Origin of the sequence: Mesorhizobium sp. B1-1-8 (assembly GCF_006442795.2) — a bacterium.
In the GTDB taxonomy this organism is placed as follows: domain Bacteria; phylum Pseudomonadota; class Alphaproteobacteria; order Rhizobiales; family Rhizobiaceae; genus Mesorhizobium.
In genome coordinates this window covers 77,431-90,766 of the sequence record NZ_CP083957.1, presented here as the reverse complement: position 1 = coordinate 90,766, position 13,336 = coordinate 77,431, and the positions used below count along the sequence as shown (strand labels likewise).

At 60.6% G+C, this 13,336-nt stretch carries 11 protein-coding genes and 1 pseudogene; 3 read left to right on the top strand and 9 right to left on the bottom strand.

The window, feature by feature from the left end:
- Positions 1-511: 511 nt before the first annotated feature.
- Positions 512-754: a type II toxin-antitoxin system Phd/YefM family antitoxin gene (locus tag FJ974_RS28130; protein ID WP_140532113.1), complete on the top strand. Its 243-nt coding sequence runs from the start codon at positions 512-514 to the stop codon at positions 752-754.
- Positions 754-1,179 (top strand): type II toxin-antitoxin system VapC family toxin, encoded by a 426-nt coding sequence (locus FJ974_RS28125; protein ID WP_140532111.1) that lies wholly within the window; start codon positions 754-756, stop codon positions 1,177-1,179. The genes FJ974_RS28130 and FJ974_RS28125 overlap by 1 nt, the downstream gene beginning before the upstream one ends.
- Before the next feature lie 206 nt (positions 1,180-1,385).
- Here FJ974_RS28125 and FJ974_RS28120 read toward each other — a convergent pair.
- The 9 genes and pseudogenes from FJ974_RS28120 to FJ974_RS28080 form a co-directional block, all read right to left on the bottom strand.
- Positions 1,386-1,783 (bottom strand): annotated as a pseudogene (locus FJ974_RS28120) (DUF5615 family PIN-like protein).
- Positions 1,780-2,433 carry a DUF433 domain-containing protein gene (locus tag FJ974_RS28115; protein ID WP_140532109.1) on the bottom strand — a complete coding sequence of 218 codons (654 nt, stop codon included), beginning with the start codon at positions 2,431-2,433 and terminating at the stop codon, positions 1,780-1,782. Before FJ974_RS28115 ends, FJ974_RS28120 begins: the two are co-directional and overlap by 4 nt.
- A gap of 266 nt (positions 2,434-2,699) precedes the next feature.
- Entirely contained in the window at positions 2,700-3,083 is a 384-nt protein-coding gene (locus FJ974_RS28110) for a VOC family protein (protein WP_140532107.1), read from the bottom strand.
- 364 nt (positions 3,084-3,447) lie between these two features.
- Positions 3,448-6,918, bottom strand: coding sequence for an ATP-binding protein (locus tag FJ974_RS28105; RefSeq protein ID WP_140532105.1), 3,471 nt, complete (start codon positions 6,916-6,918; stop codon positions 3,448-3,450).
- Positions 6,915-8,174, bottom strand: coding sequence for a metallophosphoesterase family protein (locus tag FJ974_RS28100; RefSeq protein ID WP_140532103.1), 1,260 nt, complete (start codon positions 8,172-8,174; stop codon positions 6,915-6,917). Before FJ974_RS28100 ends, FJ974_RS28105 begins: the two co-directional genes overlap by 4 nt.
- A 796-nt stretch (positions 8,175-8,970) precedes the next feature.
- Positions 8,971-9,420 (bottom strand): ester cyclase, encoded by a 450-nt coding sequence (locus FJ974_RS28095; RefSeq protein WP_140532101.1) that lies wholly within the window; start codon positions 9,418-9,420, stop codon positions 8,971-8,973.
- A gap of 30 nt (positions 9,421-9,450) precedes the next feature.
- Entirely contained in the window at positions 9,451-10,419 is a 969-nt protein-coding gene (locus tag FJ974_RS28090; protein WP_140532099.1) for a quinone oxidoreductase family protein, read from the bottom strand.
- Between the two features lie 121 nt (positions 10,420-10,540).
- Positions 10,541-11,200, bottom strand: coding sequence for a hydrolase (locus tag FJ974_RS28085; protein WP_140532392.1), 660 nt, complete (start codon positions 11,198-11,200; stop codon positions 10,541-10,543).
- 296 nt (positions 11,201-11,496) lie between these two features.
- Positions 11,497-12,537, bottom strand: coding sequence for a LysR family transcriptional regulator (locus FJ974_RS28080; protein ID WP_140532097.1), 1,041 nt, complete (start codon positions 12,535-12,537; stop codon positions 11,497-11,499).
- Between the two features lie 108 nt (positions 12,538-12,645).
- On the opposite strand from FJ974_RS28080, the gene FJ974_RS28075 reads away from it, so the two are divergent.
- Positions 12,646-13,254, top strand: a complete 609-nt coding sequence (locus tag FJ974_RS28075) for an NADPH-dependent F420 reductase (protein ID WP_140532095.1) — start codon at positions 12,646-12,648, stop codon at positions 13,252-13,254.
- Positions 13,255-13,336: the final 82 nt, after the last annotated feature.

Here is a 13,336-nt window from a genome sequence, read left to right as displayed (position 1 = left end):
ACCTTCGCGTTCGCTGTCGATGGCGCCTAAACGACGCCATAGGCCTGAGCCATGGAACCGTGGGAGCCTGACGATTACTTCAATATTAGCGCGCGCCTATATCAGCAACGGGCGGTGGCACATGTTGAGGATTTGCGCTCAGATATCGAAGAGACGCGCCGGATAATCGAGGACTCCCGCAGGCTGCTGGACCGGCTTGCCGCCAAGTCAGGCGCGGTCCTCCCGTAGACACCTTTGGTGCTTTGCTACATAAGGCCGCGAAGAGGATCGCCGTTTCCACCGTTTTCATCACCTCTCCCGCTCGCATTCCAATTTTTTCGTTTCGCGCTCTTCGGGCCGCGATTCAAGCCGTCAAAAAGCTAGCCGCCGCGTCGACTTCTATCGGCCGCTTCGCGGGGAGCATGAACGGCGATGCTCCAATCCGCCTATCAGAACGGGCCGCGTGAAATCTCGCAGTGGATTTTTTTAATCCAGTACGCTACATGACCATCTACATGGTCAGGAGGGTGACATGGACGCTATCAATCTGGCGGACGCCAAGGCACACTTAAGCGAACTCGTTGACCGAGTTGAGGCTGGTGATTCGATCGACATCACCCGGCGCGGCAAGCCGGTCGCCCGCCTCACAGCGGCGGTCGGGCCACGCAAGCGGATCGACGCCGCCCTTCTCCGATCCCTGACGGCAACCATGCCGCCGAAGGCGGAGGGTGCCGCCGATCTGGTGCGGTCGATGCGAGATGGCGATCGCTACTGATGCTTTATCTGGACACGTCGCTCATCGTTGCGGCGCTCTCCAACGAAGCGATGACCTCACGCGCCCAAATGTGGCTCGCTGAACAGGATCCTGCTCAGCTTCTGATCAGCGACTGGACGGTCGCCGAGATGTCCTCTGCCATGGCGATCAAGCTACGGACCGGGCAGATCAACCTGGAGCAGCGTGCCGCAGCGCTGGCAATGTTCAACAAGCTGGTTGCCGAGAGCTTCACCGTGCTTTCGGTCACGAGCGGGCAGTTTCGAGTGGCAGCGAAGTTCGTCGATCAGCATACGCTGGGGCTTCGTGCCGGCGATGCGTTGCATCTGGCGACTGCGTCGGAGCATGGCACGACAGTGTACACCCTTGACCAACGGCTTGCCACAGCAGGGCCGGTGCTCGGCGTGCCGACACAACTGCTGTCATGATCATAGCCCCTCCTGCCCCATCGAGCTTGGCTGCAGCGCAGATGGCCGGTGCGTAGGAGACACTCCGAGGTCTATCGTGCCCATGAACGGCTCGGACTATAGAACGGAGCACGTGGGTGAGAGTGGCCCGCGTCGGGATGGATAGGATGTTTCGCTGCGGCATCGAGCCGATCATGCAGGTATTCGCTGCGCCGCTTCGATCAAAACTATCCCTCCGCCTGGCCGGCCTCGGCGGTCGGCAACTCGTAGCGGGTGATGACCGCTGCGCCGTCTTCGAGCGCAATCTCGATGACCTCATTGACGATGGCAGCGTCGGCGCCGAGCTCTTCCAGGAGCGTATCGAACAGTTCTCGCTGCCTGTCGGGCGCTACCTGGGGAACGATGACGAGCAGACGGCGTGAAGCTCTTCCCGGGCATAGAGCTTCCTGAAATCGCGGGCATTGTTGGTGACGAACGTGAAGTCCTCTTCGATGATGCGAGGCATCAGATCCCAATCGGTCTCGCCGCTCAGTCCGAGCCAGTTTACGTGTCTAGCCTCATGACCGCGCGCCTCTGCGACCGCAACAAGGGACGTGTGCAGGCATTCATCGACGAGGAACTTCACGCCGGCACGGTCTTCCGCACTGAGGGACCAGGGTCACCTTTCAACGTCGTGCGTTTCGATGATGTGACCTTCAAGCCCTGATCGGAGAGCTTCTTCGGCCGACCGCGGGTCGGATGTGCCGCCGTCCATATTTTCGCCAGCTCGATCATTCTAGCCGTGAGGCTCGGATACCCCTCGAGAAGATCCGCCTTGTCAGCACCCTGCGCGAGCATGGCCGCGATCGTGCGAACGGGGATGCGGGTGCCTTTGAACACGGGCTCGCCGCCCATCACCCCTTTTACCTTGCCGATAATCGTTTCGGCTTCGTCGAGATCGCGAATGCGCGCGTTCAACTGCTTTCGGGCTTCGGCGACGTCGACGATGAGCAGATCGTCAGCTTTCACCGTCTTGGCGGCAGGGTTCGCCTTGATGGCCTCGAACAGCCGCTGACGTCGTTCTGCCGCCAGGGTGGAGCCAACGCCATACCAGAGCTTGAGGCGAAGTAGGCCGTCCCCTGTGAGGGCCCGGCGCCGAACACTCTTTTCAGGCGCAGCTGCCCCGCTCACAGTATTGACGATCTTCTTGTCGATGGCGTTGTGAACTGCCTTGATGCCTATCTGGCTCACGGCGGCGGCTTCGGCAGGGGTATATATCCGGGTAGCGGCGCTCATAATCATTCTCCTTTGAGAGAATAATATAAGCGGCGTTCTGGTCTGCGTAAAGAGCACCGGTGAAGGGCGAGCTGCTGTTTCCACATCCACTCAACTTGGCAACATTGACCGGCAATTGGTGTCGGTGTGCGGTGTTGAGCAGTGGCCAGGCGCAAGAGCGGTTGGCCTCCTAGCCGGTGGCAAAGAGCCCGACACGCACCTGAGTTGGCGGGTCATACCTGCCGACTGCCATTCCCACCTCCGTCGTCGCGAAAGCGAACCGTTCCTTATGGGGCTTCGTAGAGTTCCAGCGGCAATCCATCTGGGTCGCTGAAAAAGGTAAACCGTTGGTCTGTATATGGGTCGATCCGGATGGGCTCAACGGCTACGCCAGCGGCTTCCAGGCGCATAATTACCGGATCAAGATTCACTACGGCAAATGCCAGATGTCTCAGGCCTGTCGCCTCTGGATGAGACGGCCGCATCGCTGGTGCAGGGAAGGAGAACAATTCCAGCTGGACGGCCCCGATCCGCAGATCCGCCTTCCATGACTGCCGCTCCTCCCGATAGACCTCCCTGATCAGCTTGAGGCCGAGGAGTTCGACGTAGAACCGTCGCGACCGGTCGTAGTCGGTGCAGATGAGCGCGACGTGGTGAATAGCGTCCAGCATCTTCGAACTCTAGCCAAGCTGGGCTTTGGGGCCAAGGTCACGACTTTGTTGCTGTTGTCGGTAAGAGGATCGCTTTATCCCTGCGGTACTCATCCTCGCCTGGTCGGCTTGATGTCGGCGTAGATAGCAAGCAAATCATCATCTCGGCGAGCTTCGCGATAGGCAGTCATCAACGCGGAGCTTGTCAGAGCTGTCGCGCGGGAAAGTCCCATGTCGGCTTTCGAGCGCAACATCTGCTAAAGATAAGGTACGGCAGCGTTCAGGATTGGCTCAGGGTCGTTGTACGGCCGAAATAAGGCGCGAAGCGGTTCGTTGGCGGTGCGCCTTACCTCGAGAACGCCCCAACAACAAAATGCTGTTTGAATTACCCGAGCTCGTGGATGGCGACGTCGGGAATGACCGACTTCGCGATCTCGCATAAGTGCTGATGATGGGTGAGATAGATCACCTGGCCTACACTGGCCATCTCGCCGAACAGGCGGAAAACTTCCTCCGACCGGAGATGGTCGAAGGTCTCCATGATGTCGTCGGCGATGAACGGAACAGCCGGCCTGAGCTTGGCAAACTCGTAATACCCGGCGAGGCGTAGAGCCAGGTAGAGCTGAAAACGCGCGCCTTTCGACAAAGCGTCTGCGACCTTCGATTGGCCATCCTTCTGCGTCGCGATAACGACCTCGCCGCCCTTTACCGGCTGGGTCGTCAAGCCTGTGTACAGGCCGCGTGTGATCAGCGCGAAGGCCTCGGAGGCCTCGCTCATCATTCCAGAGCGGTGACGTTCGCGATAAACCCGCAGCGCGCTTGCCGCCGACATCACACCGAGCTTCAACTCGATGTAGCGGACTGCCTTCTCCTCCATTTCGAGAAGAACTGTGCGGCGCTCGGCATCGATCCGGGCAACTGAGCTATCGCCACCGATCGCATCGAGCTTGTCGGTCGCCCGGGTACGCCGGACGAGCTGCTGTTGCAATGCTTCATCGAGGTCGGCGAGGCGCCGCTCGATTTCCGCCCTTTCAATTGCGAGCCCATCGAGATCGAGGCTTTCCAGCAACGACTGCACCTGGATGAAGGCGTCGAGGGCGAGCCCGCTGGTGAGTCGTTCTTCAAGCTCGGCCACGGCACTTTGCAGGCCGTCTCGCTCGCGAAGCTGTTCATCGCGCTCCATGACTTCCGGCAGCGTGTTCACCCCAAAGGCGTCGAGCATTTCCTGCTTTGTCATCTCGTGTGCCGCGAATTCGGCGTCCAGTGCTTCTCGAATCTCTTGCAGTTTTTGAACGTCGAGGAGGAGATTTGCCCTTGCCTCACGGGCACGCTCGGCTTGCTCTAGACGCACTGTCAGCCTGACGCTCGCCTGTTCTGGCGCCTCGTCGCTCGCACGCTCGCCGGCCTGCGCACCAAGGCGGGCCACCTCTTCGGCAAAGGCAGTCCTATCCGCCTCCATTTTGCGGATACGGATACGCATGGCCTCACGATCCTGCAGGGCCTTTGCCAGCTCTGACAATTGATCGAGTACGCTGCCAAGTCCGGTCCCGGCGACGCCTTGTTCGAGCCAGGTGCCCCTGAGCGTTTCGCTGACCTCGGCCTGCCATGCGCCCTCTCGCCGCGCGGCAATTTCAACGGCGAGCCGCCTGGCAGCCAATTCCTCTTCTTTCGCGGCGACGCTCCTCAGCGCTTCCGCCCGTTCCGCGTCGACCTTCGCCTGTCTGTCAAGAAAGCGGTCAGCGGCGACCACCAGTGCCTCCAGAGCCTCCCCGGCTTCGGTCTGAATTCCAACACTTTGAAGAGCCGAGGCTAATCCGAGATGGATCCGCTCTGCTTCGGCTGTTGCGCGTTCAATTCTTCGGCGTGCGAGCACGATGCCGTCCCAGCCCACAAGCGCATCGGCTCGTGCGGCAATGCGCTCCTCGAGAAGTCCGATCAGGAGGTCGAGCGACTGCGCCTGGCAATCCTCAAGCAAGGCGCGGGCCATTCGCTTGATTTCAACGGATGCCATTTCTGCGCGCTGGGCTACCCCGGCGATTTGGCAGCTTACGCGCTCTATTGCCGCTTCGGTCTCGGCCGCCTTTTGCTTGATTGCGCGCAGATCCGCCAGCTCGCCCGCATGGGCCAATCGAGCCGTGCCGACATGATCGTCCTTAGCCAACGCTGCGGCAAACACATCTGCGGTTGCGGCCTTGAGGTCCGCCCGGTGATTTTGCCAGGCCTCGTCTCTCTCACGTCGTATGGATGCGGCTGTGTCATCGTCGGCGAGATCGGCTGCGGCGCGGACAGCAGCCAGGCGTGACGAAGTAGTTATCCGACTTTGTTCATACTCGGCCAGACGCTCGGAGAAGACTGCTTTGTCCCTTTGAAGGTCCGCGGCCAGTGTTTTCCAGGCAGCCATCTGCGTCGGCGGTGGAACCGATATTTTCGAAAGTGCGCCCGCATCTCCCGGCCACGGCTGGAGGCGACGCATTGCATCCGCCAAGCTTGCTTGCCGCTCGTCCTCCAACGCGCGCGCCTCTCTTATTTCCCGTGCGTGACTACTGGCCTTCGCCTCCGACGCGGCTGCCATAAGCCTGGCTCTTGCGGGCTCAGGCACCGCCCTCTCCTCGCTGACGCGACCTCGTGCAGCGTTGAGCCCGTCGAGCGTGGCTGCAGCTTCATCGCGAGCCATCCGCAGGCTCGTCGTGAGGCCGGAGCGTTGTTCGACCATATTGCGAAGCGTGCCCACCATAAAGGCAGGCAGGATGAGCCGGGATGGATGCTGTTCGGTAGACCTTCCGAGCGCGGCGAGACAGTCCGCCACCACCTGATCAAGCATCTGGACTTCCATTTTGCGGGTCGGCAGATCCATACCCGCCGATACAAAGCGCGCCTTGCGATCGGCAAGTCCTCGCACCTGTTCGGAGATCGCCAGCACAGCGTCGTCGACAGCGATTGCTTCCATCTTTGCCTTCGCCCGATCGATCTCATCGGCATTCGCCTGGAGACGGGTTCTCAGCCGCGCGCCCTGATCGATCAATTCCGCGACGCTCCCACTCCAGGTCCTGGCAGGAGACGGGATGTCAGGCAGCTCAGCCAGTCTGCTCGCCTTTCGTTTGATTTCGGCCAGGAGCGGCGCGGCGCGCACATATCGGTCGATCGTAGCCAGTCGCGCCGACAAAACCGAGCGTTCAGCCAGGCTGCGATTATACTTGTCCTGGGCCTCCACCCGTTCCGCCTCGAGCGCCTCGAATGTCGAGGCCAGGGTGTCGATCGTCTCCTTGCGTGACTTGAATTCCGCGAACCTCTTCTTCAGCAACGCGATTTCGGTGGTCTGGGCCTGTTTTCGGTGAAGCCCATCTGCCTCCGTCTCCAGTGCGGCCAATACGTCGCCGGCGTGACCAAGCCCGGCGCTGGCGGTGAAAAGAAGCTTGCCGAGATCGCCACGCGATTCAAGGATCGCCTTGCCCCCTGCTTCCAGCGTCTCGTCATCCAGTGAGAACATGCTGCTGTAGGCTTCGCGCGACAAGCCCGCGAGGTGCGCCGAAATGGCAATTTCGCTCAGCGGCCGGCCTTCGGCGTCATGCAGCGAGTTGCTGCGGCTTTTGGTGCGGGAAAAGGCAAGCGCCCGCCCCTCGAATTCGAGCAGTCCGCCGATGCGCATCGAGGTATATTCGTGCAGGAAATTGTACCGGCTGCGCTCTTCGATGCCAAAGAGCAGATCAAGGTAGGCCGAAAGGGCTGTCGATTTGCCGGCCTCGTTCAAGCCGAACACGATATGCAGATCAGGGCCAGATAGCGGCTTCTCTCCGAAGTCGATCGCCTTGTCGGTGAACTTGCCGTAGCGCGTGAGATCGAGGCGCCGCAATCTCATCGCGTTCCACCTGTCTTGAGGCTGGCTGCGACCAGATCTATTCCGCGTGCAAGCACGTCATCGAGAAACTGTTCGAGCCCCGCCTCGTCCTTGCCCGCGAAGCCGCGCGCATCGGGCGGAAGGTCCGCGATCGTCTTCAATACGAATTCCCGCGCGTCGGACCGAAATGCCTCCGAACCCGCGTTCGCGCGCATGGACTGCGCAAGTTCCAAAGTCGGATCGGCGCCGTCACCGAAACTCCCGATATCGGGAGCAGTGAGATTGAGTTCCACTTTTTCCACCCATGTATTGCCGACCTGCTCCGCCGCTTGTTGGGCCTCAGCAAGCATGAGGTCGCGGTCTCGGATCATCCTCCACGAAAGCGTGGAAGTGCCGACCAGCCCAAGGCGGGCAACGACGCATCGGGATTTGGCGGCCGCTCGCGATTGCTCCAGCGTCGTTCGAATGCGAGCAACGGCATCCGCCCATTCCGATATTCCAGTCAGGTCGATGCTTATCCGCTCGAATTGCGCGACACTGGTGAGCCTCTCCTCAATGTCCACCGAGCGATCGTCACCTACGGTCACCAAGGTGACCGACTTTTCGCCGGCCTCGTTGATGTCCCTGCCTTGAGGGATTCCCGGCATCACTAGCGTGCTTGCACCAAAATACACCTGGCGAACGTGAATGTGGCCGAGCGCCCAGTATTCAAAGCCGTGCCTATGCAGGTCGGCGACGCTGCAGGGGGCATAGGAGTCATGGCCGGGGGATCCCGCCAGACTGGTGTGCATGATGCCGACGTTTGCCGCGCCCTCCTGCGGCCCGGCATATTTCGGCAGAAGGCTTTCGGGCGCCTTGGGGTTGGCGAAACTTAGTCCGTGAAACACGACATCCACCCCTGCGCCGGACTGTACCACGGCCTGGGCCCGGCCCCCGAAAATTGTCACCGTGTCTGGGAGGACGAGTTGTTTCGAGATCCGCGACATGGCGTCGTGGTTGCCGCGGATCATATAGACCCGGACGCCAGCTTGATGGAGGCGCGTCATCTGGGACGCAAGGAACCGCGCAGTCTTCATCGAAGTCTGGTCGCCATCGTAAAGATCGCCGGCAATGACAAGAGCATCGACCCGCTCCGCAAGGCAGAGGTCCACGATCGAGCTGAATGCTTGGCGGCTGGCATCTCCGATGAGATCCGCGAGTTCGGAATTCCGCAACGCGAGCGAACGCAGCGGCGAATCAAGGTGGATATCGGCCGTATGAACAAATCGAAATGCCATTCGGGAATTCTCCAGGCCCGAACATGTCCAGGCAAATGCCGACGCTGATCAAAGTCGCCACACATCACGGCGTGCGGCGCAGGCAGCTTGGGTTCGGTAGCAAAGTCCGGCTGCGTTCGGCAACAGCCCTACGGCATTAGGGTCACGAATAGGACGACTTTCATCGTCCTGGCGGCGCATTGCGTTGAATAGCCTCGACCCAAATGTCGCATGGATAAGCGAAGCCTTTGTATTCGTTCAGCCCGCAAGGAGACTTTTAAAGAAATTGCCAATCTGAATTCGCCGGATTGGGTTCAATGCAATCCGTCGATAGTTCAGAACTAGCGATAAATAATAGTGCGGTAGGCGAACGCTCGCCTGCTGCGAGCATAATCGGTGACGTCGCGTTCAGCATCACTATATGCGTCCTATCAGAACGCGATACCGGTGGTTCGGTCGATCCGGCTTGATAACGACTCCGTCGAGAATTGCCGTCTCGAGCTGACGTCATCGCCCGCATTCCTGCGACCGAAAACCTGGACAGTAGACCGTCTCGTTGCTGGCGACAGACTTGAACTGAGCGATCGCAAAATCGAGCTCGATGCCGGATATCTCGCAGGCCTGAATGAGGTCGAGCGAGGTGAGATCACGTGCGGCTGACCGCGGCAGGCGAGCTCCTCGATGAGCGACCGCTGACAGTCATCTAAGTCCCCTCAGCGAGGGTGAGCGCATCTTCGACGTCCACCCCGAGCCAGCGAACCGTGTACTCGCCGGCACCGTGGACAACGGATAGTGTGCGTATCTGCGCGTCTTGAGATCAGTCCTTCAGGGTGTTTTGGAAGGACGTGAAGGCGGTCGCAACAGGCTTGGCGCTGAGTTGCTCCTGGAACTTGGCGAAGTCAGCGACTTCCCAGTGCTCCGCGAGTTTGCCGTCGGCGATCCGGTAGAACTGGAAGGCAGCGAAATCGACGCGGTTGCCGGTCGCCTTGATGTCCCCGAAATCATTCACCTGCGTGCCGCTGACGCGGTTCACCACCGCCACCCGATCGCCTTCACCGATAATCTGCTCGATGGTCCAGGTGAAATCGGGGAAGCTGGCCTTCAACCCCTCGAGGTAGCTCCGGACGACTTCAATTCCCGAGGTCTGCCCCTCGAGCTTGTCGCCATAGTCTTCCGACACAATGTCGGCGAGCTGGCTGAGGTCGCCGGAATTGAACATCTCGAAATAGCGATGCACCACGGCTTTGTTTGCTTCGGAGTCTGACATCAGCGGATCCTTCTTGGAACGGTGAGGCGGCTAAGCGCCTTGCGGATATAGGATATGTTTTGCCGAGGCATCGCCGGCGGCGACTGCCTCATAGGCTTTCACCGCATCATCGAGTTGCCAGGTCTTGACCGGCGACGGTCGCAACGCCCCACTCTCGAACCCCGGGCGAAGCGCATTCAGGATCGCCGCGATGTCGAGGCCTGTAAGCTTGGCGGTATCAACGCCGATCAACCGTTGCCGGTTGTGGTAGAAATCCATCAGATCGAATTCGACGCGGCGCGAGCCGACGCTTGTGATCGCCACCTGGCGGCCATCCAGACCCATCGACTTCATCGCTGGCTCGAAGATCGGCCCGCCGACGGCGTCCAGCACAAGATTCGCACCTTTGTTGTCGGTCAGCGCCGCCACCATGGCGGGCAGGTCTTTGGTCTTCGTGTTGATGAAGACATCCGCTTCAGAATTCTGATTCATGTTGACGTCGGCCCCGATCACGCGAGCCTTCTTCCAGTGCGCAATCTGGATCGCCGCGCGGCCAACGGCGCCGGACGCACCGGTGATAAGCACCGTTTCGCCGGCCCGGATATCACCTGCCACGACAAGCGCGGACCACGCCGTGACAAAGGGGACGCCGACGGTGGCGGCCTGCTCCATCGAGAGGTTCGCCGGCATCTCCGAAAGCCAATTTTCCGGCACGGCGACGAACTGGGCGTGGGAGCCGTCGCGGCCGATACCGAAACCAGCGCCGTTGCCCCATACCGACTTGCCCGCCCAACGACTTGAAGCTGCCACGACCGTCCCGGCATAGTCGCGGCCAGGCGTGCGCGGTAGCGTCGGACTGAACACGCCGGAGACAAACTTCACGTCGCTGGGGTTGATCGCGCAAGCATCAACTTTCACCAGCGCCTCGCCAGCTTGCGGGACAGGCTTTGCAATTTCCTCGACGCTCAGGACCGAGGGCGGACCATAGGCCGAGAAACGAACGGCGCGCATCGTGCTCATCGCCAAGGCTCCAGGGATAAGTCTTCAGGAATGCGAACCCCACCGGGTTAGGCCCGATCGAAATCCTCAAGGTCCAGAAGGCGAAGCCCGCGGCAGCTTGGCAGCGGGCGTCGCCGTGCCATCAGGCTCCGCCGTGCGAGCCGAGCAATTGCCACTCCCACGCCAAACTGGTGCCGGTCGCTCCACCATGGTCCAGGAGCACCTGCGCTAGCGCCGGGACGGTCGATTCCCGCGCCCAATCGCGCTGGAGTTCCGATGCGAACACTATCCAGGTCAGCGGCACGCCGCCGGCCTGGATCATCCGTTGAACGCCGCGATCATGCGCTTCAGTGCTGACGCCGCCGGAAGCGTCGGTCACAAAATAGACTTCCCAGCCTTCGCCAAGCGCCTGGATGACGGGGAAGGCGAGGCATATTTCGGTCCAGAGGCCCGCGATGACGACTTTCTTCCGGCCGGTCTTCTTCACCCAGTCGACGCAGGCCTTGTCTTCCCAGGTGTTGATAGTGGTCCGGTCGATCGGCACCTGATCGGGAAAGACGTCCTGGATCGCCTTGAGAAGCTCACCGCCGCGATCCTTGATCACCGTTGTCAGCAGTGTCGGGACATTGAAGGCCTTGGCCACCTTCGCGAGAGCAACCGTGTTGTTGATCATGATTTGCGGGTCGATGTTTCGAACACCCGCAACCTGGAACGCCTGATGATCGATAAGCACAAGGACGCAATTTTCGGGCGTCAACATCGCCTCAAGACCAACCTTGGGGAATAATACTGCAGCGGCCATGTAATTTCGTTTTTGTTGTTGTCGCAGACGGCCTGCGCCCATCTGCATGATGGCTCGATCTTCAAAACAAGGGATCGAACATCTGGTTAGTACGGGCTCAGATTTGACCGTAATCGCCTAAGGCGAACAGCCAGATACGGTCGCGCGTGACGTTCGATGCGATCGACAAGCGATCACGAGGCGTGCGGACCGTCGGACCTACCGCCGGCTTGCGTTGCGTCAGAGGAGCGCATCTCGCAAGGCCGGTGGCAACGGCAGGGCGATGCTTCTCTAAGACCGCTGGAGTGGCCGGCGACCTAGCTCGTTTCATTGCTCAATTTGACGTCTGCCGCCCGTGAACGAGCGGGCCTTCTATTTGTGCTACACGATGTCACGGGGGCATCGACAACGATGGGCGCGCCTGCATCTGTCGATGCTAAGGCGTGCAAGCTGCCGCCGTTCATACCATTGGATTGCCATTCGAACTGGTTGATCAGGAAAGAGGTGGCCGGGCCTGGAGGCATATCCGTCCGGTGGATCGCAAAGAAGCGATAGTGGCCGCCTTTGAAGTCCGGCAGGTCCAGCAAAACGAGCTTGCCGCATGCGAGATCCTCGCGAACCATGGGTTCCGGCATCGTCCCCCAGCCAATCCCCTCCCGAAGCAGCATGTGCTTTGTGCTTAGGTCGGCGACGCGCCAGGTGTGCGTGCCCATGACGCCCAGATCCTCACCGGCAGTACGCGACGTCCGATCGGTAAGGACCAACTGGACATGATGCCGCCCCGCGCCGAGCCCGTTTGCCTGGGACGCCAGGGGGTGGTCGGGTGCGGCGACTGGAACCAGATTGACACTTCCGACGCCGATCCGCTCCAGTCCGTCGATTTCCACGTCGGGCGGCCCGCGAACGCCAATCATCGATGTGCGATCAAGCACGAGTTGCGTCACGGCACCTAATGCTTCCGCCCTCAACTTTAGCGGGACGGTGGGAAATTCATCCCGGAAACTCTTGAGCGCCGCAACGATGCGCGACGCCGGCAGCATCACGTCAAGGGCGACGTGAACCTCCGGTTCAAGGCCTTGATGAAGCCCCTTGGCTTTCGCACGCAATCGATTGAAGCCCAGGGCAACATTGCGCGCTTCTGAAAGAAGCGCTCTACCGTCGTCGGTGAGCCGGGGCCGGCGGGTGGAATCTCTTTCGAAAAGCGTAACGCCAAGCTGCGCTTCCAGATTGGTGACCGTGTAGCTGATAACCGAAGTGGCTCGGTTGAGCTGGCGCGCCGCGCCCGCGAAACTTCCAACATCGATCACTGTAAGAAACACCCGCAATTGATCGAACGTTGGCGTGCCGGGATCAGACATACCGATTTCCTCGAACAGAAGACTCGAAATTTTACAAGTTTCGTACCCTAGGTCAGCAGCGCTAGCATACGCAACAGAGCACTCCACCGACGTTCGAGGACCGAGCAAATGACCTATGCGATAATCGGATCTGGCGCCATCGGCCACGCGATTGCAACGCAGTTCGCGCGCCAGGGCATCGATGTGATGGTAGCCAATAGCCGGGGTCCGTCGTCGCTCACCGACATGGCGCACGCGCTCGGTCCCAACATCAGGCCTGCCACCGCCGGTGACGCGGTCCACGCGGACGTGGTGATCCTGGCGATTCCCTTTGGTGCCGTTCGGCCGTTCGTCGAGGACGCGGATGCCGCGGGTGCAAATTGGAACGACCGCCTGGTGATCGACGCGAGCAACGCGGTCGACTTTCCGTCGTTCAAGCCTGCCGACCTGGGCGGCCGGCTCTCAACCGAGATCGTCGCGGAGGCATTTGCTGGCGCCCGGGTGGTGAAGGCCTTCAATACGGTCCCCGCCGCAAAACTGGAAGCGCCGCCAGCACAGGCAGGCGGACGACGCGTTGTGGCCTTGTCTGGTGATGACGGCACCGCCAGGTCCCAGGTTGCAACTCTCATCGAGCGGCTCGGCTATGCGGCGCTTGACCTCGGCACCCTGCGGCAGGCCAGCCATCTGCAGCAGTTTGGCGGCACCTTAGTGGCTCAGGACCTGATCAAGCTGGCCTGATCCGGCCACGCACCGAGCAACGTCGTTGGCAGAAAACGGTGAAAGCCGTTGCTGCGAGAATGAAGCTTTTGGCAGGAGACGC

Coding starts and splice junctions, on each gene's coding strand:
- FJ974_RS28110 (WP_140532107.1), bottom strand. CDS start 3,083: ATGCTGGACGCTATTCACCACGTCGCGCTCATCTGCACCGACTACGAC.
- FJ974_RS28095 (WP_140532101.1), bottom strand. CDS start 9,420: ATGTCAGACTCCGAAGCAAACAAAGCCGTGGTGCATCGCTATTTCGAG.
- FJ974_RS28080 (WP_140532097.1), bottom strand. CDS start 12,537: ATGTCTGATCCCGGCACGCCAACGTTCGATCAATTGCGGGTGTTTCTT.
- FJ974_RS28115 (WP_140532109.1), bottom strand. CDS start 2,433: ATGAGCGCCGCTACCCGGATATATACCCCTGCCGAAGCCGCCGCCGTG.
- FJ974_RS28125 (WP_140532111.1), top strand. CDS start 754: ATGCTTTATCTGGACACGTCGCTCATCGTTGCGGCGCTCTCCAACGAA.
- FJ974_RS28085 (WP_140532392.1), bottom strand. CDS start 11,200: ATGGCCGCTGCAGTATTATTCCCCAAGGTTGGTCTTGAGGCGATGTTG.
- FJ974_RS28130 (WP_140532113.1), top strand. CDS start 512: ATGGACGCTATCAATCTGGCGGACGCCAAGGCACACTTAAGCGAACTC.
- FJ974_RS28105 (WP_140532105.1), bottom strand. CDS start 6,918: ATGAGATTGCGGCGCCTCGATCTCACGCGCTACGGCAAGTTCACCGAC.
- FJ974_RS28090 (WP_140532099.1), bottom strand. CDS start 10,419: ATGAGCACGATGCGCGCCGTTCGTTTCTCGGCCTATGGTCCGCCCTCG.
- FJ974_RS28075 (WP_140532095.1), top strand. CDS start 12,646: ATGACCTATGCGATAATCGGATCTGGCGCCATCGGCCACGCGATTGCA.
- FJ974_RS28100 (WP_140532103.1), bottom strand. CDS start 8,174: ATGGCATTTCGATTTGTTCATACGGCCGATATCCACCTTGATTCGCCG.